The organism is Gluconobacter cadivus (genome assembly GCF_015244745.1).
GTDB lineage: Bacteria > Pseudomonadota > Alphaproteobacteria > Acetobacterales > Acetobacteraceae > Gluconobacter > Gluconobacter cadivus.
In genome coordinates, this window is the sequence record NZ_JABCQI010000006.1 from 168,702 (window position 1) to 190,034 (window position 21,333).

General features: G+C 61.3%; 23 protein-coding genes. 4 read left to right on the forward strand and 19 right to left on the reverse strand.

Annotated elements, in window-relative coordinates; genetic code table 11:
* The first annotated feature begins 88 nt into the window (after nt 1-88).
* Nucleotides 89-682 carry a nuclease-related domain-containing protein gene (locus HKD28_RS10295; RefSeq protein WP_077804168.1) on the forward strand — a complete coding sequence of 198 codons (594 nt, stop codon included), beginning with the start codon at nt 89-91 and terminating at the stop codon, nt 680-682.
* 12 nt (nt 683-694) lie between these two features.
* On the opposite strand, the gene HKD28_RS10300 is transcribed toward HKD28_RS10295, so the two are convergent.
* The 16 genes from HKD28_RS10300 to HKD28_RS10375 all read right to left on the reverse strand — a co-directional run bounded on the left by HKD28_RS10300 (nt 695) and on the right by HKD28_RS10375 (nt 12,305).
* Nucleotides 695-1,060 carry a hypothetical protein gene (locus HKD28_RS10300; RefSeq protein WP_077804167.1) on the reverse strand — a complete coding sequence of 122 codons (366 nt, stop codon included), beginning with the start codon at nt 1,058-1,060 and terminating at the stop codon, nt 695-697.
* Nucleotides 1,061-1,127: 67 nt separating this feature from the next.
* On the reverse strand, nt 1,128-1,523 hold the full coding sequence (locus tag HKD28_RS10305) for a hypothetical protein (RefSeq protein ID WP_077804166.1): 396 nt from the start codon (nt 1,521-1,523) through the stop codon (nt 1,128-1,130).
* Nucleotides 1,523-1,894 carry an ABC transporter substrate-binding protein gene (locus HKD28_RS10310; protein WP_077804165.1) on the reverse strand — a complete coding sequence of 124 codons (372 nt, stop codon included), beginning with the start codon at nt 1,892-1,894 and terminating at the stop codon, nt 1,523-1,525. Before HKD28_RS10310 ends, HKD28_RS10305 begins: the two co-directional genes overlap by 1 nt.
* Nucleotides 1,895-1,954: 60 nt before the next feature.
* Nucleotides 1,955-2,452 (reverse strand): MucR family transcriptional regulator, encoded by a 498-nt coding sequence (locus HKD28_RS10315; RefSeq protein ID WP_077804164.1) that lies wholly within the window; start codon nt 2,450-2,452, stop codon nt 1,955-1,957.
* A gap of 282 nt (nt 2,453-2,734) precedes the next feature.
* A complete protein-coding gene (locus HKD28_RS10320; RefSeq protein ID WP_077804163.1) occupies nt 2,735-4,783 on the reverse strand; it encodes an ATP-dependent helicase in 2,049 nt (682 codons plus the stop codon).
* On the reverse strand, nt 4,780-5,451 hold the full coding sequence (locus HKD28_RS10325) for a hypothetical protein (RefSeq protein ID WP_077804162.1): 672 nt from the start codon (nt 5,449-5,451) through the stop codon (nt 4,780-4,782). Before HKD28_RS10325 ends, HKD28_RS10320 begins: the two co-directional genes overlap by 4 nt.
* On the reverse strand, nt 5,448-6,428 hold the full coding sequence (locus HKD28_RS10330; protein WP_194268057.1) for a DUF3991 and TOPRIM domain-containing protein: 981 nt from the start codon (nt 6,426-6,428) through the stop codon (nt 5,448-5,450). The genes HKD28_RS10325 and HKD28_RS10330 overlap by 4 nt, the downstream gene beginning before the upstream one ends.
* A gap of 576 nt (nt 6,429-7,004) precedes the next feature.
* The gene (locus HKD28_RS10335) at nt 7,005-7,175 is read right to left on the reverse strand and encodes a hypothetical protein (RefSeq protein WP_194268058.1); all 171 of its coding nucleotides are present in this window, start codon (nt 7,173-7,175) and stop codon (nt 7,005-7,007) included.
* Nucleotides 7,172-7,393 (reverse strand): hypothetical protein, encoded by a 222-nt coding sequence (locus tag HKD28_RS10340; RefSeq protein WP_099287185.1) that lies wholly within the window; start codon nt 7,391-7,393, stop codon nt 7,172-7,174. The genes HKD28_RS10335 and HKD28_RS10340 overlap by 4 nt, the downstream gene beginning before the upstream one ends.
* A 92-nt stretch (nt 7,394-7,485) precedes the next feature.
* The gene (gene ssb, locus HKD28_RS10345; protein WP_194268059.1) at nt 7,486-7,836 is read right to left on the reverse strand and encodes a single-stranded DNA-binding protein; all 351 of its coding nucleotides are present in this window, start codon (nt 7,834-7,836) and stop codon (nt 7,486-7,488) included.
* Nucleotides 7,837-7,862: 26 nt separating this feature from the next.
* The gene (locus HKD28_RS10350; protein ID WP_194268060.1) at nt 7,863-8,384 is read right to left on the reverse strand and encodes a hypothetical protein; all 522 of its coding nucleotides are present in this window, start codon (nt 8,382-8,384) and stop codon (nt 7,863-7,865) included.
* Nucleotides 8,381-8,731 (reverse strand): hypothetical protein, encoded by a 351-nt coding sequence (locus HKD28_RS10355; protein WP_194268061.1) that lies wholly within the window; start codon nt 8,729-8,731, stop codon nt 8,381-8,383. The genes HKD28_RS10350 and HKD28_RS10355 overlap by 4 nt, the downstream gene beginning before the upstream one ends.
* Nucleotides 8,732-8,763: 32 nt before the next feature.
* Nucleotides 8,764-8,892, reverse strand: a complete 129-nt coding sequence (locus HKD28_RS15915; protein WP_268898554.1) for a hypothetical protein — start codon at nt 8,890-8,892, stop codon at nt 8,764-8,766.
* Nucleotides 8,893-9,087: 195 nt separating this feature from the next.
* Nucleotides 9,088-9,495: a hypothetical protein gene (locus tag HKD28_RS10365; RefSeq protein WP_194268063.1), complete on the reverse strand. Its 408-nt coding sequence runs from the start codon at nt 9,493-9,495 to the stop codon at nt 9,088-9,090.
* A gap of 72 nt (nt 9,496-9,567) precedes the next feature.
* Nucleotides 9,568-10,248, reverse strand: a complete 681-nt coding sequence (locus HKD28_RS10370) for an LPD29 domain-containing protein (protein ID WP_194268064.1) — start codon at nt 10,246-10,248, stop codon at nt 9,568-9,570.
* Between the two features lie 188 nt (nt 10,249-10,436).
* Nucleotides 10,437-12,305: a ParB/RepB/Spo0J family partition protein gene (locus HKD28_RS10375; RefSeq protein WP_194268065.1), complete on the reverse strand. Its 1,869-nt coding sequence runs from the start codon at nt 12,303-12,305 to the stop codon at nt 10,437-10,439.
* 221 nt (nt 12,306-12,526) lie between these two features.
* On the opposite strand from HKD28_RS10375, the gene HKD28_RS10380 reads away from it, so the two are divergent.
* Together HKD28_RS10380 and HKD28_RS10385 are read left to right on the forward strand one after the other, a co-directional pair.
* Nucleotides 12,527-12,781 (forward strand): type II toxin-antitoxin system prevent-host-death family antitoxin, encoded by a 255-nt coding sequence (locus tag HKD28_RS10380; RefSeq protein ID WP_194268066.1) that lies wholly within the window; start codon nt 12,527-12,529, stop codon nt 12,779-12,781.
* Nucleotides 12,778-13,191, forward strand: a complete 414-nt coding sequence (locus HKD28_RS10385) for a hypothetical protein (protein ID WP_235993408.1) — start codon at nt 12,778-12,780, stop codon at nt 13,189-13,191. The genes HKD28_RS10380 and HKD28_RS10385 overlap by 4 nt, the downstream gene beginning before the upstream one ends.
* Before the next feature lie 94 nt (nt 13,192-13,285).
* Here the strand turns inward: HKD28_RS10385 and HKD28_RS10390 are convergent, their stop codons facing one another.
* The gene (locus HKD28_RS10390) at nt 13,286-14,509 is read right to left on the reverse strand and encodes an MFS transporter (RefSeq protein ID WP_211570484.1); all 1,224 of its coding nucleotides are present in this window, start codon (nt 14,507-14,509) and stop codon (nt 13,286-13,288) included.
* A 110-nt stretch (nt 14,510-14,619) separates the two neighbouring features.
* Here HKD28_RS10390 and HKD28_RS10395 point away from each other — a divergent pair, with 110 nt between their 5' ends.
* Nucleotides 14,620-15,564 carry an AraC family transcriptional regulator gene (locus HKD28_RS10395; protein ID WP_194268067.1) on the forward strand — a complete coding sequence of 315 codons (945 nt, stop codon included), beginning with the start codon at nt 14,620-14,622 and terminating at the stop codon, nt 15,562-15,564.
* A 91-nt stretch (nt 15,565-15,655) separates the two neighbouring features.
* On the opposite strand, the gene HKD28_RS10400 is transcribed toward HKD28_RS10395, so the two are convergent.
* Both HKD28_RS10400 and HKD28_RS10405 read right to left on the reverse strand, forming a co-directional pair.
* Nucleotides 15,656-20,770 carry a DEAD/DEAH box helicase family protein gene (locus tag HKD28_RS10400; protein WP_194268068.1) on the reverse strand — a complete coding sequence of 1,705 codons (5,115 nt, stop codon included), beginning with the start codon at nt 20,768-20,770 and terminating at the stop codon, nt 15,656-15,658.
* A gap of 114 nt (nt 20,771-20,884) precedes the next feature.
* Nucleotides 20,885-21,145 (reverse strand): hypothetical protein, encoded by a 261-nt coding sequence (locus HKD28_RS10405; protein ID WP_194268069.1) that lies wholly within the window; start codon nt 21,143-21,145, stop codon nt 20,885-20,887.
* Nucleotides 21,146-21,333 lie beyond the last annotated feature (188 nt).

Genomic DNA, 21,333 nt, shown 5'->3' on the forward strand with positions numbered 1-21,333 from the left:
TGCTAGAGTCCGGATATCGTTTGCTAGACCAGAGACATGCCATGCGCTTTACCAACCCCCATACTTTCGCCTGGAGGCGCGCCTTCGTATGGTCCGCCTGAGACTTCGGCCGCGTGGCGGCCCCTCTCGCATCGAGCGTAGCGACAGCGCGCACGCAGCATGGAAGAGCCTTCAGGCGGAACTCAAGGGTGCCAAAGGCGAGGACAGGATCCGCACCCTCCTGAACGAACTGGGACGGCCCAGCCTCCATGACGTTCACCTTCCCAAGGCCTCTGGTGATGGCACGACCCAGATTGATCATCTCGTCCTCTTGCCCCGTGGTCTCATGGTCATTGAGACCAAGCACTTCGCAGGCCGTTTGAGCGGGCATCCGAATGACGAATACTGGCGCCAACGTCTTGGGAAGGAGGAAGAAGGCCGGCTGATCTACAGCCCCGTCCGCCAGAACGCAGGCCATTGCGCGGCCGTCCGCGCCATCACCTCGCAGGCCTGTCTGGATGTGGAGATCCTGAGCCGCGTAGTCCTCACCGGACGCGCCAGCGTCAGCCCGGCCCTAGAGTCCAGTGTCAGATCGCCGGACGCTCTGGCAAACGAACTGAGACAAAGTGGCGGAGAGGCTTCAGGAGTGATGATGGGCGTGTGGCAGAGGATTGTGCACGTCGCCCGTCATACAAGAAAATAGGCGCGCAGTGCCTTAGTCCGTGCCAATCCCAATCGCGGCGGCCGTATATCGGGTTGTCGTCAGGATCCGGACAACCGCCTCACCGCCAACATCAGAAAGATACAGCAGCCCGTCCTTCGGACAGCCCAGGGGGCGCCCATCCGGATCAAGCACCAGACGCAGGCTGGTGATCGGGCTGACTTCATAAACGTGATGCTCGTCCCAGGAGACGAACGCATGCGTCCGTCCCTTTTCGACCATGGTATGCAGCGTTCCCGGGAGAATCCCTCGGGTTTTCTGCTTCAGACGCTCTGACATGAACTGACCAACAGCCTCTTTCTGCTGCTCGGTCAGGCTCTCATATGTGCAGGGGGCGGGATAGATCGGTTCACCAGTCACGCGGCCAGTCCTTCCTTGCTGAGATGGATAAGGAAAGCGCCAAGGGTGCCTCCCTTATCGGGACAGGTCAGTGTTTTGCCGAGGCCTGGCGTTGTTCGTCAATAAAGTCCGTGACGTCTTTCAGGACGCCATCCGGAATTTCCTCACCGTCATCAAGATCGACTTCCAGACCGTCGGCCGGTGCCTCCGTGCTGCCAGCCGACAGGCCCAGGCAGAGATCCGGATCTTCGGGATCGTAATCGACCCGCACAGCCCATCCATCCGACAAGAAGACGAAATCGCTGAGCAGGCCGTCATCCTCAAGATCGTCGTCATCCTCAGCCTCATCGGCATCTGACGGCAGATCAGAGGCCTTGCAGACACCCGCATACAGGCCAGGAAACGCCGTGTTCAGCGCATCCACAACTTGCTGGGTCTGCGGACGAAAAGGTCCGGTCTTTGAGACCGGCATGACATCACTCATCAGTTCAGCTTCCAGCAGGTGGAGGTCACATGCTGACTGAAGGTCAGGCGTGTGTTGCCATTGTGATCACCGATCAACTCGCACCGTACCCATTTTGACGGGCAGGTCCGGTCCACGAATTTTTCAAGGGTCAGGATGTTGCCTTCTTCACCAGCCGACGTGCGAATGGAATAGCCGGCATCGAGCAGCGCCTGAAGGTTTTCGGGAATGGCTGCGAAGGGCGTAGGCACGGAGGCCGCATGGCCTTTGGCCGTCGGTGTCGGGGATGCAAACCCCATACTCCCAAGAGCCGGATCGAGGGCCATGGCGGGCGAAAGGGCAGCGGCCGTAAGGCCTGCTGCCAGGGCAAGAGAAGAAAGAAGGCGGGTCACGGTCTGTCCTTGCGGTTCACTGGATCTGAAAAGATCGCTTCTGCGACTTCCCGAAGAGACTCACCCCTTTGCAGGGCGTCCGCGACGCTTCTGTGGGATTTTCCGCACGAGCACCTCAGGCTCGGCCTCTTCGGGCTCAGGTGCAGGCTGGCTCCGACCACCCTTCGCGGTCCCAAGACCGATCTGATGCGCCAGTTCGGTCCGATGCCGTGAATATCCTGGCGCCGTCATGGGATAGTTGGACGGCAGTCCCCATTTTGAGCGGTACTCATCCGGGGTGAGATTATAGACGCTCTTGAGATGGCGCTTGAGCATCTTCAGCTTCTTTCCGTCTTCGAGACAAATGATGTAGTCCTCGAACACGGACCGCTTCGGATGGACGGCCGGGACCAGCTCAACTGGCTCTGGCTCCGGCGGCTGGCCGGCCGACGCAAGGGCTGTATGAACACTGCGGATCAAATCAGAAATCTGCTCTACGGGAAGTTCATGGGCACTCACATAGCTTTCCACAATATTGGCTGTCAGACGCCGAAAATCTGTCTCACTATTTGAGGTCATTGCAAATTCCCTTTTCAAATTTCGACTGTGCAAGATGGCACTCTATACAAAAGATAGCCTGACAAGTCACTGAGGCCGCGTGGTTCGCGGCATGGGAGCGGGCGCAACACCTCGTCCCAGATGACGATGTTCGGAACAAGAGTGTGTATCGCCCTTTGTTCCGGTGTACCCGAAAGCTGCGCCCTTCCCGCAAACCTCGCAGTCATAAAGCCAGCCAGACTTCGTCCTGGGCCGCTGAGAGGTGTAAGGCCTGTCGTCAGGACTGTGATGATCGGACATCCCTTAAAACCCCATGGCATCAAGAGCGGCCGCCGTGTAGCGGAACCGGCCCCCTGCCTCTCTTCTCTTTGATTGCCCCTGCTGGCGCAGCCAGCCCGTCACGCGATGCTCGGCGGGGATTTCCTCAATAAAGCCTGACGGCCTCGCTGAAACACCCTGACGATAGCCGACACTGCTGATCGTGGCCTGCTGCATGGCACGGGTCAGCGACACATAGGCCAGTCGGCGTTCTTCTTCATAGTTCCGCTCGCCCATCCCCGGAAAAACCGTCTCTTCCCAGGCGGGCAGGAACACATGCGGGAACTCCAGCCCCTTGGCCCGGTGCATGGTCATGAGCTGCACCCGATCGCGTCCGCGCTCATTCGGTGAGGCCGTGGCGAGGGCTGCGTGCTCCAGAAGATCCTGAAGCCGGGTCAAGCCCTCGGCCAGCCCGACCAGCTCGGACAGGTTCTGCAAGGCCGTCTCCCCTTCTTCAGACGCGGCCTCCCGCCACATCGTATAGTAGCCGGTCTCCTTCAGGAGCGTATCGAGGCGATCACAGAGCCGCATGTCCGGGATCTGCCCGATCCGGGAGACCGTCTCACGAAAGGCCAGCAGGCTGTCACGCACTTTCGCGGGCAGCGTTGCCGTGGTGACGGCCGCACACAGGCTGAGGCCGCGATCGTGCGCGTCCTGCTCGATCTGGCCAAGCGCCTTGGCGCCAAGGCCGCGCCTGGGCACGTTGGCCACGCGACGGAACGCCTCATCGGACTGGCGGCTGTCCGGACAGGCCGCCAGCATCAGGAACGCGAGCGCATCCTTCACCACGGCGCGGTGATAGAACCCGACATCGCCTATGATCTCGTAGGGAATACGCGCTTTGAGCAGTGCTTCTTCCAGGGAGCGGGATAGGCGGTTGATCCGGTAGATCATCGCCATATCGTGCCAGGCAACGCCTTCTGCCGCACGACGTCCCATCTCGGCCGCGATCGCGTCGGCCTCGTCTGACGCATAATCGTAGGTGAGCACCTCGATCTTCTGACCATCGCCCTTCTGGGTAAACAGCGTCTTGGGGATCCGGCCCGGGTCTCGCGCGATGATGGCATTGGCGGCCTGGAGAATATGATGCGTCGAGCGGAAGTTCTCTTCGAGCTTGAAAAGTCTGGCTCCGTCAAACTCACGAACGAAGTTCCGGATGAAGCCGATTTTGGCCCCACGCCAAGAATATATTGATTGCGAATCATCGCCCACGGCGAAGAGTTCCCGTGAGTATTCAGACATATAGGTGAGCCACAGCATCTGTGCACGGTTCACGTCCTGAAACTCATCGGCCATCACGGATGTGAAGCGCTGCGACCACCTATCACGATAGGATCGGTCGTTCATCAGGGCAAGCGTTGGCCACATCAGCAGATCGGAAAAATTGGCGGCATTCTGCTCGCGCAGGGTCGCCTGATAGATCTGGTACAGACGAACGGCGAACTCCCAGCCTTCGACATCGACCATCTGTCGGGCGGCACGGCGGCGCTCGATCAGCCCGCGCACCCAGGCCGGTGCGGCCTCAGGTGTGACAAGGTTCTCTTTCATGTGCCCGATCCGCTCGCCCATTGTCTTGACCTGCCGGACGTCACACTTCTTGCCTGTGTCCGGTTCGGGCACAGTGTCGGGATCCATGGCCTTCATGAGACGGCGGATCAGCGCTGTCGCATCGTCCGCGTCGCGGATATCGAAGCCGGGGTGTAACTGTGCCACCTCGGGCTCGGCCCGAAGCTGTCGCGCGCCAAGGCCATGAAACGTACCAAGCCAGAACGGAGCCTGTCCCTCGCCCAGGACGCTCGTGATGCGCTCACGCATTTCCTGCGCGGCCTTGTTGGTAAAGGTCACGCACAGGATCTGGGACGGCCGCATCCCATACATCTGGATCCGGCACGCCACACCGGCCGTCAGGGTCTTGGTCTTTCCCGTTCCGGCTCCAGCCAGCACGAGAACCCGGCCAAGCGCCATGGCGGCCTCACGCTGCACAGGGGTCAGTGGCTCCAGAACCGGAGCGAGGGTCTGCGGATAAGAGGTCATGCGGGCACCTGCTCGACGGGATAGACCTCAGACGCCACGGGATCCTCGACGGGAACGATATTGCTGCTGTCGGTAAAGAGGGTCAGAGGATGATAGAGGTTAAAGCCCTCATGAGGACCATCCCATCGTCCGGCAATCACGAGAGCCAACGCGCGGTTCAGGCCGCTACCCAGCCACACAAGCTGGTGCGGGACCGGCATTTCAGGCGCTTCAGGATCCGTACAGCCAAGACGGCGCGCATGATCCATCCAGATCGCCGAGGCCTTTTCATGGCCCAGCATGTTGAAGGTCAGGCCGGTCTTGATAACGATATGGTCGATATGCTGGCGGGCCGTGGATCGGGTGTCCTTATACATCATGACGTCCTCAAAAGCCTTGGGGCAGGCTGACAGGGTGAGCGTTGGGAGTTCAGGTCCGTTCAAACGGACGATCGTTGATTTTCGGGTGAAGACGATCAGCTCACCGTCGCGGTCCCAGGCGTCGTTCAGGCGATCACCGCCGATGACGACCCCCTGCACCAGTCCTTCGGGCGTCTGCGCCTCACAGAAGACTTCGGGGGCCGAGGTTCTCAGACCAGTTCTCTTCCAAACCTTGATGGCCTCTGCGTCCTGCCGCCACAGGATCAGTGTGACGGCCTGCCAGCTCAGACGGGATTTGCTCTGCTTCATGCCGCCACGTCCTGACGGGCGCGGCGCTGCAGAACGGCGTTCCAGTCCTTGTCTTCGCCTTTGGGTGAATACCGCAGGGGCTTGAGCCCGGCTTCGCGGATCATGGGCGCATAGATCTCCTCGTAACGGTCGCCCTGGGCATCGCCGTCCACGACGATCATGACGCGGCCGCCAGCCTCAATCGTGCCAAGAAGAGCGCGGAACTCCTCCAATGCTTCGGGGCTCATGCCGCCTCCGGTCGAGACATACAGACTGGGGTCTGCAAAGAACGGATCCATGGCCGCATAGGACAGGACGTCGATGGCGGACTCACCGATGACCAGACGGACGGGCTTCACTCCTTTTTCGCCAGTCCTCATCCGAAAGAGCATTTTGCCGCCGCCGCCCGAGGAGAAGCCGCGATATTCCGGCCCGCGCATCTCCATGCCCGTCAGGCGGCCTGCATTGTTGTGATGGGCGAACCAGGCCGTGCCCTTCATGCCTTCCCGCAGGAGACCCTGCTGGTTCGTGAGATGAAGAATGCGTTCCGACAAAGCCCGGTCGCGGGTCAGATAGGTCCAGGCAGCCGACCCCGGCTGGGGAGCCTGACGGTTCTTCCACATATAGTTTGGATCGCGTGCGGGTTTGCGCTCTTTCGGCTCTGCGACGTACTCGGCCCCACTGGGTGCCAGGCCAAGCATTCCACGGAGTTCGACGCGTGCGTTACCGAGAGACATCCCGGGATTGAGGAACCGGACCAGGTCGATGACCGAGCCTTTGACGATCGAAGAGGAATTGTGCGGATCCCACCAGCCCTTGCCGCCATGGGTCACGATGATGCTCTCGCCTCTCACGCGGCGGAAACGCATGTGACGGGCCGAGCTTTCGGAGCGGACGAACCTGTAACCAGCCTGCTCCAGAACAACGATGCAACTGATCTCGTCACGAAACTTCTGGAGTTCCTCGTTCATCTGCTGGGGCGTGTTCTGGTAAGCCATGGCGGAATATCCTCCCGAACGTCCGTTACTTTCGATCTGTGGAAAGTATAGTAAATATCCGTCAAAATATCCAATTAATACAACGGAATATCTCGGAATATATTTACTTGATTGAGTAAAATAGTTCTTGCGTCCCGAGCGACAAAAACCAGTTTTTCTTGTTCGTCCTGCGGGGGGTTCGGGGGCAGCGCAGCCCCCGGTGTTGCCGCTGAAAGGAGATGTGTGGAGACGTTTTTCTCGTCCCGTCCTGCCAGGAACACTACAGTTGCGGGCCGAGGGTGTCAGGACCGGAAGACTGCGGATCGGCAAAAGCGGGTTGCGGGCAGCGCGGGACAACGTCCTGCGATGAACGCGGCCCTCTTTTGACGAAAGACGCGGTCTGGAGCCCGAAGGGTTGTCTTGAGACCCTCGGACCGTGACTGTCACACTGATCGCATGACGGCGAGGTCGGAACACAGCTCCGTGCCACCCCGCAAGGGGTGGTTGAAGCGGCAACGTCTGATGATACGGCATGAACGGATCCTTCAAGAAGTATCGCCAGTCTGCCCGTGCCATCTGCGACTGAAGCCTTCGGCCTCAGCTTTTTTTCATGGATGGCGCATCATCCCTCTGCCCGTCTTCCTCTTTCGTCTGCCCCTTCTGTCGCTCCAGCTCCGCCAGCGTGCGTCTCACAGCCTGCGAGAACCGGGTTTTTCCCTCCCAGAAACGGCGGGAATAGTCACGACGGGTCATCACAGCCGTTCTCATGCCACACCTTCCGGGCGATCGAGGCTGTCCAGGAGCTTCTCCTGCGAGCGGCGGCGCAGCGTCGCGGCCTTGCGGCGGAAACCGGCCGTCAGACGCGATGGCAGCATGAGGGACTGATCCGTGTCTTCGAGAAAGACGGCCTCTGCCATCAGGCGGGCGCTCAGGGCGCGCGCCTGACTGCGGGGAACCGTGAGGGGAGCGGGTGTCGAATAGAACATAAAGCCTCCTGAGACCCGCCTCCTTCAGGAAGCGGGTATAAAAAGACCGGCTCGAGGGCCGGTTTGCGTGCGTGTTTCGAAGAAAGAGGACGTCAGCGTCCCGGATCGGTAAGGATCATCACATCCCCGTCCTGCGCACTCACCACGATCTCGGGCTCGGGCGGCCCCTGATCCGTGCGTGCGCGGACTTCGTAAGAGCCGCGCACGAACACGAGCTGGCCCTTGCGGGCGCGTTGTTCGAGAAGATCGGTCAGAAAGTCGTTGTGGCAGACGATCCTGTGCCACACCGTCTGCGGGACGCGGCGACCCGTCGTTATGTCCGTGCGCTGGCTGTCGGTTGCCAGACGAAAGAGGGCCACGCGGTGTCCGTCCTGCCCTGTGCGGATCTCCGGATCCGCACCGAGATTGCCAATGACGATGGCAAGGCTGAAGGTCTGAGCCATTATCCTGTCCTTTTCGCTTGCCCGTGTCAGAAAAGCTCGGCCTGCACGGGCGCGGCAGGGGGAGACTGATGTGTGGTTGGCAGGGCGATCCGGAAGCGGTCCGCCAGACGCGCCAGATCGGCCCGGTCGCGTGCCTCCTGCTCTGCGGCAAGGGCGCGGGTGTAGGCCTCGATCAGGCCGCTGCCGATGATGCGGTTGCGAATGTCGCGTTCGACGTCCGACCAGGTCCAGGCGGGATCGCCATAACAGCCGTACAGGACGATGCTGCGCAGGAAGCCCAGACGTGCCTGTGTCGTGGAGAACTGCGCGCCCCAGAAGCCGTGGATGTCGTAATGGGCGATATGCCCGAACATCTGGCTCAGGCGGTTGTAGAGCGTGCGGTTCCAGGCACTCTGCGGAAACCCGCGTGCGATGAATGACAAAAGCGCGTTTCCGATCTTCGCCTTCTCGGCCGCGTCGCTGAACTGCGTTGCGGTGAGGCCCTGAGGCTGGATCGGCGGCCGTCGCAGCGCGGGACACACGAGGGACGCGGGCTCCGGCCCGTTCATGAGCGCACCTCATGGGCGAGCAGCGCCTCGACCTGAGTAAGGTAGGCTTTGAACGGTGTGTCTTCAGGGATGACCCTGATCCAGTGTTCGGTGCCGAGGGATCCTGTCCAGCGGGCCTCGCTGAACCCTTCGGGATGATCGCCCCCGCGCTCGGGTGTAACAGACACAAGGAAGGAGGCCTCCGGGTAATCATCGTGCAGGCGCGTGCCGTACTCGGCAACGGCAGCCCGGATCCCTGCAAGGTCAGCCACCTCGATCCGCGTCTTTTTGTAACGGGCCGGAGATGAACAGGAGATTAAGCTCCCGTGAGAGGCCGCAGGAATTGCGGCGAGCGTGTATGTCGGCATGGTGATCTCCACAGCGCCTGATCTCGGGGGTCTCAAAGGAAGGAGGGGAGCACCACCACCAGAACGATGAAGATTGCGAAGAGCACGATGCCTGCCACGAACTCGGCCAGTTCGAGCCATTCTATGCGGTTGCGGGGACGCAGATCGGAAAGGTCGGCCATGTCATTCTCCTTTTTTCTTCCATGACCCTTTCCGGCGACCGCAGCGGGGACTGGCTGGCAAAGGCGCTGCAACGCAGCGGGATCGGACGACCCGCAGCGCAGCGAGGACACGGCCGACCCACCCTTTGCCGGACAGGCTCCGGTGTGGTGCCTGCCCTCCCTTTTTCCCCTTCCCCCTTTTTCTTTTCCCGCCTCCTACTGCGCGAGGTTGGCGACCTGTCGCGCCAGACGGGCACAGAGCGCGCGCGTCACAGGATCGTCCTCGTCCACGATGGCCCCGGTCAGGACAGGAAGAAGGCGGCGCGCTTCAGGGGCGGAGAGATCCAGATGCCAGCACGCACCGATCTGCGTGGCCACGGCGTCCGGCTGATCGACCGGACGGACGGACACGGAGACTTCGTTGCCGTCCACGTTTTCAGGTTCGAGAACGGCCTTCTGACCGTCTGGCAGGCGAACCGGGCGCAGCCCGCTCTCGTTCGCCTCGTCGGCCGTCGCGTCCAGAACGAGCTGACCGGCTGCCTCGGCGGTCTCGGCCTCGACCTGAAAATTGACGCGGTCGGAGAGAAGCTGGCGCTCGCTGAGCGTCACAATAAAAACAGGCATGTCAGGCTCCAGAAATGGAAAAGGCCGCCCCGGAGCGAGCGGCCTTGAAGGGCGGACGAAAAAAGAAAAGGCTCAGTCGCTCACATATTCGGAGCTGCCGAACACGTCCTGCCAGGGACTGTTACTCGTCAGGTGGCAGTCGGACTGCTGGTCGTAATATCCGGACTTGAACCGCGAGGTGATGGCCTGGAGGGTCTCGGTCGCCGTCTCGTCCAGATCCTCCTCAGTCTGCACCGTCACACTCCCGTAATCGCGTTTGCGGACGGAGAACTTGACCTTCGGGAACGCCTTTTTCAGCATCCGGCGGATGTTTTTGGCGGCCAGCGTGCCGCTGCTGTCGTCGCCCTGTTCCAGATCGGCATAGTCCGGATTGACGCGGAGCGCTGCGACCTCGGCGGCATGTTCTGCTTTGGCGCGCGCTTCGGCTGCCACCTTCTCGGCCTCCACCTCTTCGGCATGGGTACGGAGGAAAGCAATCTCCTCGGGACTGGCCAGTCCCTTGTCGGCTTCGATCCGCCACTGGACACCGCGCAGAATGGCCTCGGGCAGACGACGGGAGATCGAGCCACAGGCAAAGACGATGTCATAGGAGGCGCTGCCGCCCGACACGATGGCCCCGCCACGCGACAGGGACCGGACGGTGGTCGGACTTTCCTTGCCGTAAACAGCCATGACGATCCCGGCTCCCCGGCTGTAGAGATGGGTGTAAACGCGGGTGCCGACCTGAACGGGAACGAGAGAGGGGACGAACATCGTCTGATCCTTTTCCTTTGGATTTTCGTGATGTCTTCTCCAGCGTCAGCGCGGGACGGCCGGGTCAAAAGCGGCGCGTGCGCCGGCACCGGAAGCGGCGAAGCCGGTGAGGAGCCACCTTTTGACCCGGACGGAGCGCGATGGCAGCGCCCCTCTCCTCCTTTCCTTTTCTTTTCCCGCTCCCTGCTTCAGGCCACGACCACGATTTCGAGATGGTCCCGCATGAACTGCATGGCCTCATTGTGCTCCGTCTGCTCGGGCTCGCTCTCGGGCGCTTGCAGAGAGAAGGTCTCTTCCGAATCAGGCTCCGTCACCGACACGACAGGGCCGCTTGAAAGGTCAGCCTCATCATCGGCTGCTTCCTCGAAATCATCTTCAGGCATCTCGTCCAGGTCCTCATCGTCCATCACGCTTTCCAGCTCCCGGATCTTCGCCTGTTGTTTCTTCTGCTTTTGCGTCCAGACGGCCTGCGCCTGCGCAAACGATGCGACCTCGGGCAGCCAGTGGCCTTCCCCGACATGGTTCATCAGGGCCGCACGCATCTCCTTGCCCGTATTCTGCGGGGCAAGTCCTTCGGCCTGCACGGCCTTGGTAATGCCGGGCTTGCTGTAGCATTTGAGGAACGCCTCAAAGGCCATGCTCGGCATCTTCTGGTCGGCACCGAACAGAACGCCCACGAGCTGCGCGGGCAGACCGCTGCCGCTGTGCATCGACACATCGCAGTTCAGGATGCTTTGCAGGACGGTGACGGCATGGCGGCGGATCAGCTTCTCGTCGCGAACAAGGCTGCCTTCGGGAAAGAGGTCAGCCATCGCGAGCGTGCGCGCGGTTGGTTCTGACCAGTTATTTCCGCTGGCATCGCCATGCACCCGGACGTTCTCGGCCTCCAGCGCCAGCAGAAGAGCGGCGATCAGTTCCCATGGGTCGGCTGTCTCGGACACCTCACCAAGCGCCTCACGCAGAGCGACGGTGCGGATCTCGCCGATCATCTTGTGGCCGGTCCCGGAGACGTCCGGTCGCTCTTTCGGTGCCTCTGGCGTGGCAGAGCTGCCCGAGTGGTCAACCTTCGCGGCGCTGTAAGGACGGCAGCGTTCTTCCACGATCTTCAGGGTTCGGGGATTGAGGCCATAACCGATGACCTCACCCTCCTGTGTCGCCATCCAGGTGCCCATGGTGATGAAGCCCTCCGGCGCGCGGGCATATCCGTATTCGTCCGAGGTCAGGACAATGGAGTTTTCGGGCCGCTCATTGTCCAGCCAGTCCTGCTGTGCGGCCGCGTAAGCCGTAGCATCGAGCGTATAGCGGCTGTCTGTATCAGCTTCGGCAAACAGATCCTCCATCCAGACGATGTTATGCTTGCGGGTAAGCTCGTCGCCGAACCGGGCGTTGCGGGCGTACCATTCCTTCTGTTCGAGGTTCCGGGCCAGCGCGCCCCAGGCCACGGTGTCTTCCGGGTCTTCGGCCTTTACGCGGTACTCGGCCGGATCCTCGTCGTCTCCGACGCTTTCGGAAAACATTTCCGCCCATGCGTCACGCTGCTCGTCCAGTGAGGCCTGCGCGATAATTTTGCGCTGCCGCTCGTCAGGGCCTCGGCCGAGGGCGATGGCATCCAGAATAGGCGGGTGCAGCTTCGCCAGCAGACTGAGACGCTTGAGATAGCTCGGCGTAACCATCAGGGCGGCGCAGACCTGCGGATCTGTATAGCCAAGCTGCTCGCGCAGGCGGGTGACGCTGTTCCACTGTTCCGGCTCCGTCATGTCCAGACGAACGAAGTTCTCGCTGACGGCAGCCAGGGCATCGAGGTCTTCGCTCTGATCGCCAACATACACGTCGATCTCGGTCAGACCGGCATAGATGGCGCCTTCCGTCCGACGGTGGCCTGCCACGATCATCAGGCGTCCGTCCTCCAGTTCCCGGACGGCCGGAGGATGGAGGATGCCAATCGCCTTGATGTTCAGAGCGAGTTTACGCAGCTCCTCAAGGCTTCCGATGGAAGAGCGCGGATTGTTCGGATTGGGCACAAGGGTTTTCGGATCGACGCGGCGAAGCTCGGCCATGGGACGCTCTTTCTATAATTTTTCAGATGTCCCTCCCGCGTCACGGGCCAGCCAGCCGCGCAAGGCCGCGCGAAGCGCGCCCGGCCTGAGCCTTGCGCGGCTGGCTGGTTCGTGACAGCCCCGCCTTTCCTGCTTGTCCTTCACCCTTTCAAAGCACTCTTCTTTCAGAAATTGCATCAGATCTGTAATTGCTGTATTTTACGCAAATAAAGGAGAACGCAATGCGCACATTCTCGACAAGCGATCTGTCCCGCAAATCCGGAGACATCATCGCCAGTGCCCTGCAAGGACCAATTTCAATTAATCAGCGCGGCAAACCACGATTGGTCATGCTGAGTGTCGAACAATACGAGGCATTGGTGGGAAGCTCACCAGAGCGTACTGCGGGTGCCACTACGGAAATGCCTCAGGATTTGGCTCACGACATAGCAAATGCGATTGACGGGTACCTGCTGGAAACCCGCACAGAACCATGAGCCAGACTTTCCGGCCCGGCATGGTGCTGCGGTATCCTTATCTATGGCATTGGCAGAACGGGAATGGCGAAACAGAAGGACGCAAGGATCGTCCAACGGCGGTGGCCGCAGTCTTTATAGGTCGTGATGATCGTCAGTATGTCCTGCTGTTGCCCCTGACGACAAAACAGCCGTCTGCAACCCGCATTGCTGTTGAAGTGCCAGCGACCGAAAAGAAGCGTGCTGGCCTTGATCAGGCGTTGCGTCAATGGATCGTACTCGACGAGTACAATCTAGATCCGATCGCCAGCTCATACTACTTGCAGCAAACCTCATCCATCGGTCAGTTCAGTGACGCGTTTATGCGCCCTGTACTGACACAGTTCCGTGACCTGCTGCCTACGGCACAACGCATTTCCCGCTATCCGTAAAGTGACCGCTTCCGCCCTCTTGTCGGACGTTGCAAACGCTGACGTAGCACCCGCAAAGCAGACAGATATTTGAATATCTATTTTTGTATTCTTTTCAGATTGCAGAATGTGGGTTTGTCCTGACTCGAAGTGCGATCAGCAAAGCCGAAAACAGAAGGAGCGCGCTGGCGACCCCAAACACACCGACCACACCGTCAATACTGAACATTAGACCACCGACGGCAGCTCCCGCTGCAATGGCGGACTGCACAGAGACAACCACCATCCCGCCTGCGCTTTCAGCCTGATCGGGAACCGCATGCGCAACCCAGTTCGACCATGCCACCGGGACGCCCCCAAAGGCCATCCCCCACAGGATCACCAGAAGAACCTGTCCTGTTATTCCCGCAGGCAGGAAAATCAGCCCCAGACCTGCTGCTCCAATCAGAACTGGCATGACGATGAGCGTGGCGCGCAGACTACGTTCCAGTACCCATCCTGCAATCAGGGTTCCAACGAAATTGGCTACGCCAAAGGCCAATAACACCAGCGCCAGACCGCTGACATTGATCACCATCACACTTTCCAGAACCGGACGGATATATGTGAACAGAGCGTATTGACCCGTGTGGACAAGGGTGCAGCACAGCATCCCCACGCCAATACCGGGTCTGCGCAAGACATCCAGGATGGTCCCCAACCGGGCTGGGCTGGTCGGTTCCAGAGACGGAAGTGTGAAAAACTGGAAGGCCAGTGTCAGAACGCCGAGTGCCGCCGCCGCAAAAAAGGCCGTTCGCCATCCATATAGTCCCCCCAGATAACTGCCGAGCGGCACGGCCACGACAGTCGCTACCGATATCCCGCTGAAAATGATTGAAAGAGCCCGTGGCAGGAGTGCTGCTGGAACAAGGCGCATCGCCACGGCTGCTGCCATGCTCCAGAACCCTCCCAGGGCAATGCCCAGCAGCACCCGCATTGCGAGAAGTACGGTGAGGCTGGATGACAATGCGGCCAACAGGTTGGACGCGACCATCAGCACACTGAAGACAAGCAGCACAATGCGACGATCGACTCGCCGCGTCAGGCTTGCCGTCAGCAGTCCGGAAAACATGGCGACCACAGCCGTTACCGTGACGGCCTGTCCTGCCAGAGCCTCTGAAACACCCAGTCCCACTGCGATGGGTGTCAAAAGGCTTGCGGGTAGATATTCCGCTGTCAAAAGCCCGAAAACACCCATGGCCAGCGAAAAGACCGCCATCCATGCTGGAGACGTGGGTTCCCTGTCATCTGTTGTACTGCCGATGTCAGGACCAGCGGGCTCTGATAATGCTTTACTCACGAAAAACGTCCTTGGAATTGCCGTTACAACCCAAGGCTAGACGGCACAACTGGGACGATCTATGTCTAATAATCTGTAATCTTTGATCGAAACCCCGGAATATTTTATTGTTGGATCCGATCGCCCCATCCTCTGATCTCATGAACGAACTGCTTCTCGGGATGCGTCTGCGCGGGATTCAATATCGCCGCATCCATGCCGCATCCTCTTTTGGGTTTGCCTTCAAGGCAAAACCCGGTTGCGCCTATTTCCATTTCCTGGCGACCGGTAAGGCAGAATTTCTGACCGAAAATGGTGAGCTTCAGACGCTCTCAGCGGGCAATGCAGTGTTCCTTCCGCAAGGAAGTGCCCATAAGATTTTTTCCGATCCGCAAGTTTTGGTTCAGGATATCGACCACTGCGATATCATAGCCCTGAGCGACACCGTCTGTGCCGTGACCTGCTCCAGCGGCACACCCCAGACGATTTTCTTCAGTGGCTGCATGGAGTTCGATCTTGGTGGCCTTCAGGGACTTGTTCCCCTGATGCCCGAACTCATGATGATTGACGCCACGAGCCAGCGTTATCTCGAACTCATGCCAATTTTAACGGCCATGGAACAGGAAGCCTGTACCGGACGCATGGGAAATGCGGGCATTCTCGCGCGTCTGGCAGATGTCGTGATGGCCGTCATCGTCCGGGGCTGGGTGGAATGCGGCTGCGGCAACAGTTCCGCCTTTGTGATGGCTCTGCGAGAGCCAAAACTGTCGCGCGCCATTCTTGCCCTGCATCGTCACCCCGGACGCGACTGGACCGTAGCGGAACTGGCCGCGGAAAGCGGTCTCTCGCGCTCTGTTTTTGCAAGGCGATTTCAGGAGATGATCGGCGTTGCGCCTTTGCGTTACGCCGGGGAGCTGCGAATGCGCATAGCCCGGACCTGGCTCGCTTACGACAGAATGTCTATTGAAAGGGTCGCCGAGCGCTTGGGTTACACCTCTCAGGCGGCTTTCAGTCGTGCTTACAAACGCATCGTCGGTGTGCCGCCTGGTTATAGCCGTCGGACACTGGGAAAATAGTTTTCAGGCAGGAGATTCTCCGCGTGACGCCATATGATCTTCGAAAGCAGACTTTCAGCTCTCCCCCCATTGCTGACTATCTCCCTTCTTTTCACGCTGTTTCAGGAACGAGCGCGGCCTTTGCCTCAGCCTTTTCTGCTTCCTCCCGGCGCTGCGTATCGGCTGCCAGATCCGCCTCAAGGGCCGCCATGGCTTCGCGCTTCTCCTGCAACAGCGCCGCCTCCGGAAACGCCAGACCCACGCGGGCGCGATAGCCGGGCAGCTTGCGCTCGGCTTCCTCCACCTGACGGCGCGCGTCCGCCAGTTCCGCCTCGAACCGCAACAGCGCGTTCTCGATGCGGCTGACCAGCCCGACCGGGCTTGTCTCGCGGTCGAAATCCATGCCGAGGATCCGCCCGTCCAGCACAAGACCGAGGGTCGCGTCCCACGTCTCCTCGCCGTCAAAGCGGGTGCGCCAGGTCTCGCACAGGATCTCGAAGCCGCCGATCGTGCCGAGCGTCCACTTGCCTTTCTCCCCGGACTTCGCGGCGAGACGGGCCTGCGAGAGAAGCCACTGACCGGCCTTCTCACGCTCGGTCATCTCCCGGTCCTTGCGCACCAGACGGAACGCTTCACCGCGTGTCGGCTCGCGCCGTGCGATGTCGTTCTGAAGACGCGGGATCACGGCCTGCGCCGTCTCACGGTCACGCTCGGCACGGTCGATCGCACGACGGACATTATACTGATCGTCGTGATGCGCGGCCTGCAAGCGCTCCAGGCGGGCCAGTTCGGCTTCCAGTCCGGCCTTCTGCATCAGGCGTTCATCACCCGACGCAAGCGCCTTCGCCATGGCGAACTGGTTGGCTTCTGCTCCCATGTCTTCCAGACGGCGGATCGTCCGGTCTCCGGACATGGCAAGGCAGATGAACTTCTGCTTGCGCTCCAGCATCTGCCAGTTCGTCGCATCCACCGATCCTTTCAGGGCGTAGGCGTAAAGCTGGATCACCGGGTTCTGATTGCCCTGCCGCTCGATCCGCCCCTCGCGCTGGATGATGTCCGAGACCAGCCAGGGCACGTCGAGATGATGCAGGGCGATCAGGCGCTGCTGCGCGTTCACGCCCGTTCCCATGGTTGCGGACGATCCGATCAGGATGCGCTTGCGCCCGGAGTTCATGTCGCGGAAGAGCGCCTGCTTGGCCGTGCTCTTCTTGTAGTGCTGCATGAAGGCGATTTCGTCGCGCGGCACGCCCATGCGGATCAGCTCGTCGCGGATCCAGCGATAGGCCGAGAACCCGCGTGTCTCCAGCGCGGATTCCGTGCCCAGATCCGAGAAGATCATCTGCGTGGCACCGGGCAGCTCGTACTGCCGTCCCGTCTCAGGGTCGGTGTAGGGATTGGCGGACGTGTTCTGCCAGATCTCAAAGACCCTGCGGATCATGACGTTCAGCTTGTTGCTGTTGTCATTCGCCGCCCAGTTCCGCACGAAACGCAGGTCGATCGCCGCGTGCCGGGCATCAGTGATGACGGACAGCAGGATGTCGTCGCCCTTCTGGGGCTTGCCCGTGCGCTCTTCAATCCTCTTGATCCGCTCGGCGAGCGTCTTCTGATACTCGCGGAAGGCGTCCCCGCTATCGGCCACGACGATCTCACGCCTGCCGCCCGCAATCTCGGGCAGTTTGACGTAGCGTCGCAGGTCGTCCTGCTGCACGACGTCGGCAAAGTCGCGATACATCGCCATCAGATCCGCGACATTCACGAACTCCGAGAAGCGCGTGACCGGCTTGTAAAGACCGCTCGGCTGAAGCTCCAGCTCCGTGCGGGTCTCGCCAAAACTTGCGGCCCAGGCGTCGAACTCGTGCAGGCCACGCTCGACAAGGGCTGGCAGATCCATGAAGCGCTGGATCGAGAACATCTCACCCAGGGTGTTGGTGATCGGCGAGCCTGACGCCATGACCAGCACGCGCTCTGGATTGCGCCTGGCGAGGTAGCGCGTTTTGACGAACAGATCCCAGGCGCGCTGGCTGCCGTTCGGGTCGATCCCCTTCAGGTCGGACTGGTTTGTGCCGAAAGACAGTTTACGGAACTGCTGCGCCTCATCCACGAGGATCTGGTCCACCCCGATCTCGCCGAGATGCACGAGATCGTCCTTGCGGCTGGACAGGGCTTTCAGCTTGGCTTCCATCCCTTCCTTAAGGCGCTCGATGCGCTTGCGCGACAGTCGATCATCGCGGCTCACATTCTCCAGAAGGCTTTCGTAAGAGGCAATCTGGTCCTCGACCATCTCCTGCTCGAACGCGCTCTCGACCGGCACGAACTTGAAGGCGTCATGCGTGATGACAATGGCGTCCCAGTTTCCCGTGGCCGCCCGGGCCAGGAACCGCTGGCGCTTGTCCTTCACGAAGTTCGTCTCGTCCGCCACGAGGATCTGGGCGTTCGGGTAGAGCATCATGAACTCACGCGCCATCTGCGCAAGGCAGTGGCCGGGCACCACGATCATGCCCTTGGAAATCAGGCCGAGGCGCTTTTGCTCCATCACTGCCGCGCACATCGAGAACGTCTTCCCGGACCCCACCGCATGAGCCATGTAGGTGCTGCCCTTGGCGATGATCCGCCAGATCACCCGCTTCTGATGGTCGCGCAGGCTGATCGCCGTGCTGGCTCCCGGCAGTTTCAGGTGAGAGCCGTCGAACGTGCGCGGGACAAGGTTGTTGAACGCATCGTTATACAGCCGCACCAAACGCTCGGCGCGGTCGGTGTCCTGCCAGACCCATGTCTCGAACGCGGTTTTGATTGCGGCCAACTTCTCCTTGGCCGCCTCCGTCTCCTTCGTGTTCAGCTCACGGTGTTCGCCGTTCACATCGCGCCAGGTGTCCCAGATTTTCGGGCTGGCCTGATTGAGCGCATCGTCCAGCAGATCCCCGGCATGACGGCGCTGCGTCCCCCAGACCGAGGTGGCCTCGACCTTGCCGGAAAACCCGCTCTTGTCCACGCTCCAGGTCGCCACCTCCAGCGTATGGTGAATGGTCGTGCGAACCCCCATGACCTCTGCAACAAAGGCCTCAACATCCGGCACCGGGATCCATGGGGCTCCCAGACGGGCCGTAATGTCGGACGGGCGCAGGTCTTCGGGCTGCACCTCTTCAAGGGCGGCGACATTGCGCAGATAGCGTCGGTCGCGCTCGGCAGCCTCCCGGGCCTGCGCCAGCTTGGTGCGGACCGCGCCTGACAGGGCTTCGTCTGCCGTCACCCAGACCTCACGGTCGCCTGTGCTGCGGATCGGGTCGAGAAAGACCGAGGATCCGAGTTCGGCGAGCACTTCTTCACCGGGACGGCCCAGAAGCTCCGCCATGCGCTCGACATCCACGCCGCCTGTCTCGTGCAGGGAGACCGCCAGCGCGTCATGAGCGCCGTGAACCTCGGGCTCGGACGGGGCCTGAATCACGCGCTCGCTGAAGATCGGTCCCGGACGGCCGGTCTGGCTCTTCTCGTCATACTCCTCGATCGAGCTGACCAGCCACACATCCGGATCGTCATAGAACGGCTGAAGGTTCGGACGACGCTGTGTGGATTTCTCCTCTCCCGTCTCCTCATCCACCCGTGTCGTGGTGTTCGTGAGGTTGATCGGCCCGAACTGACGGCTGAACGCCTGATACGCGCGCTTCAGATCCGCCTGATGCGCGCTGTAGGGCAGGTTTTCCACCTGGGCGCGCAGCACCAGACGGGCCGCGTCCCTTACCGGAATCAGGCCCTTGATGATGGCCGCGTGCTTCTGGAAGATCCCTTCCTTCTGCTCGCCTTTCTTCACCTTCACCAGCACGGTTTCGCCGTCGATGATCTGGTGCAGCACGCCTTTGTGCAGCAGATAACTGCCCTCTTTCAGCAGGGCACCGTCAGCGGCCGTTCCGACCTCGGCGGCGTGGTTATCCTGCACCGTCGCAACATCGAGCGTCTGCGGGGCCGGGAAGCGGGCCAGCGAAGAAAGACGGCCGAGGGCGAGCGGCAGGGCCTCGTCCAGCATCTGGAGCGGGTTGGCCCTGCAGGTGTATTCCGGGCCGAACTGACCGCTCGTCCAGTCGTGCCGACCGAGAACCTGCTGGCCGTTTTCCGCGAAATAGCGGTTGATCCGCAACGGGCCTTCGCCCTGATCGGTGTCCTCCAGCGCCGCCACGTCCAGCCAGGTCGCATCGCCCGCATCCTCTCCCGGTGCGCGACGGCGGAACACGAGCACGTCCACCACAACATCGGTTCCGGCATCGTCGCGCATGGCCCCGGCTGGCAGACGTGCGCCGCCAACGAAATCGGCCGTCTCGAAGATCGTCCGCCGCGCGCCGGCATCGGACTTGTCCATCGTCCATCGCGACGTCACGAACATCACCACGGCTCCGGGACGCAGACGGGAGATGGACCGGGCGATGAAATAATCATGCAGGGACAGGCCAAGGCGTCCCAGCTCATCCGTGCCCCGGACCGTACGGTTGCTGAACGGCGGGTTGCCGATCACCAGATCGTAGCGTTCCGCAAGCTTGGCTGTCGTGAAATCTTCAGCGCGGACCCACTGGTTCGGAAACAGCTTGCGCGTGATGCGGGCCGTCAGCGGGTCGTTCTCGATCGCGGTCCAAGCGGTTTTCGGGGCCAGCTTCGGGGGCACGCTCGCCATGAAGAGTCCGGTGCCACAGCCTGGTTCCAGCGCACGGCCGCCCCGGAACCCCATCTGAGCCACCAGATCCCACATCGCATGAACAATCAGCTCGGGCGTGTAGTGGGCGTACTGCGTGGCCCGTGCCAGACCGGCCCGCTCCTGCTGGCTGCTCAGTGCCTCAAGCTGGCTGCCAATCTCTTCCCACCCGGCACGAAAGGTCTCTCCGGCACGCGGGAACAGGCTGTTGGCCAGCTCTCCGGCCCCGAACCCCGTAAAGCGGGCAAGCACGGCCTGCTCTTCCGCGCTGGCGTTGCGGTCTTCCGCTTCCAGTGTGGCCAGAAGGCGAATCGCTGCCAGATTGTCGCGGGCGCGCTCTTTCCAGCCCTGGGCGAGGCCACGCGTTCCGCTCAGGACGAAATCCACCTTCGGCAGGACGGCGGGGATCGGAGCCGGGGCCTGTGTCGCCTGTAGGACCGCAGCGGCGGCTTCCTCAAGGGCGCGGTCTCCGGGAAGATCGCCCCAGTAGAGATTAGACTGGCTGCCGCCGAGTGCTGAGGTGTCGAAGAAGCTCAGTTGGGACGTGGACATGGGAAAACTCCGGACAAGCGGCAGCGCCCGGTGCTGCGCAGGGGCAGACCGGGGGGCCGGAAAACAGGATCAGTTCAGGGAAAGAGGCGTCAGGCCTCCCGGATCAGCGCGGCGTCAGAGGGGACCAAAGCGCAGGCGGATCTGCTCGCGCTCGTTCTCGGAGAGGCGGGCCAGCGCCTCGCGGTGGTAGGTCGAACCCTCGCCTGCCTTCCTCGCCACGCGCCACCAGGCCTGCGGATCGCTGCAATGCAGACCCACCAGATGCGTCTCGTCATTGTCGGGTCCGCAGCCTTCGAGGATCGTCCAGCCCTCTTCGTGGGCCTGTTTCAGATCGAAGGCGTGCGCCTGTGCGGGGCGTTCGAGGGTGTCTGACATTGTCTTTATTTCCTTTCCTGACCCTCTCCGGCGAGCGCAGGACAGTGCGGCCTGCCAGAGCGACGCGCAGCGTCGGGACCGCCCGGCCCGCAGCGCAGCGAGGACACGGACGGACCCACCTCTTGCGGGGCGGGCTGGCCTGTGCTGCCCCCCTCCCCTCTTCTTCTTTTTCCAACCTTCTGTTTTTT

Excerpts from the sequence above, each read along its gene's own strand:
- HKD28_RS10405 (WP_194268069.1), bottom strand. The coding sequence starts at position 21,145 with ATGTCAGACACCCTCGAACGCCCCGCACAGGCGCACGCCTTCGATCTG.
- HKD28_RS10375 (WP_194268065.1), bottom strand. The coding sequence starts at position 12,305 with ATGGCCGAGCTTCGCCGCGTCGATCCGAAAACCCTTGTGCCCAATCCG.
- HKD28_RS10380 (WP_194268066.1), top strand. The coding sequence starts at position 12,527 with ATGCGCACATTCTCGACAAGCGATCTGTCCCGCAAATCCGGAGACATC.
- HKD28_RS10315 (WP_077804164.1), bottom strand. The coding sequence starts at position 2,452 with ATGACCTCAAATAGTGAGACAGATTTTCGGCGTCTGACAGCCAATATT.
- HKD28_RS10365 (WP_194268063.1), bottom strand. The coding sequence starts at position 9,495 with ATGCCTGTTTTTATTGTGACGCTCAGCGAGCGCCAGCTTCTCTCCGAC.
- HKD28_RS10330 (WP_194268057.1), bottom strand. The coding sequence starts at position 6,428 with ATGGCTTACCAGAACACGCCCCAGCAGATGAACGAGGAACTCCAGAAG.
- HKD28_RS10385 (WP_235993408.1), top strand. The coding sequence starts at position 12,778 with ATGAGCCAGACTTTCCGGCCCGGCATGGTGCTGCGGTATCCTTATCTA.
- HKD28_RS10325 (WP_077804162.1), bottom strand. The coding sequence starts at position 5,451 with ATGAAGCAGAGCAAATCCCGTCTGAGCTGGCAGGCCGTCACACTGATC.
- HKD28_RS10305 (WP_077804166.1), bottom strand. The coding sequence starts at position 1,523 with ATGAGTGATGTCATGCCGGTCTCAAAGACCGGACCTTTTCGTCCGCAG.
- HKD28_RS10335 (WP_194268058.1), bottom strand. The coding sequence starts at position 7,175 with ATGAGAACGGCTGTGATGACCCGTCGTGACTATTCCCGCCGTTTCTGG.
- ssb (WP_194268059.1), bottom strand. The coding sequence starts at position 7,836 with ATGGCTCAGACCTTCAGCCTTGCCATCGTCATTGGCAATCTCGGTGCG.
- HKD28_RS10400 (WP_194268068.1), bottom strand. The coding sequence starts at position 20,770 with ATGTCCACGTCCCAACTGAGCTTCTTCGACACCTCAGCACTCGGCGGC.
- HKD28_RS10320 (WP_077804163.1), bottom strand. The coding sequence starts at position 4,783 with ATGACCTCTTATCCGCAGACCCTCGCTCCGGTTCTGGAGCCACTGACC.
- HKD28_RS10350 (WP_194268060.1), bottom strand. The coding sequence starts at position 8,384 with ATGAACGGGCCGGAGCCCGCGTCCCTCGTGTGTCCCGCGCTGCGACGG.
- HKD28_RS15915 (WP_268898554.1), bottom strand. The coding sequence starts at position 8,892 with ATGGCCGACCTTTCCGATCTGCGTCCCCGCAACCGCATAGAATGGCTC.
- HKD28_RS10340 (WP_099287185.1), bottom strand. The coding sequence starts at position 7,393 with ATGTTCTATTCGACACCCGCTCCCCTCACGGTTCCCCGCAGTCAGGCG.
- HKD28_RS10370 (WP_194268064.1), bottom strand. The coding sequence starts at position 10,248 with ATGTTCGTCCCCTCTCTCGTTCCCGTTCAGGTCGGCACCCGCGTTTAC.
- HKD28_RS10295 (WP_077804168.1), top strand. The coding sequence starts at position 89 with ATGGTCCGCCTGAGACTTCGGCCGCGTGGCGGCCCCTCTCGCATCGAG.
- HKD28_RS10355 (WP_194268061.1), bottom strand. The coding sequence starts at position 8,731 with ATGCCGACATACACGCTCGCCGCAATTCCTGCGGCCTCTCACGGGAGC.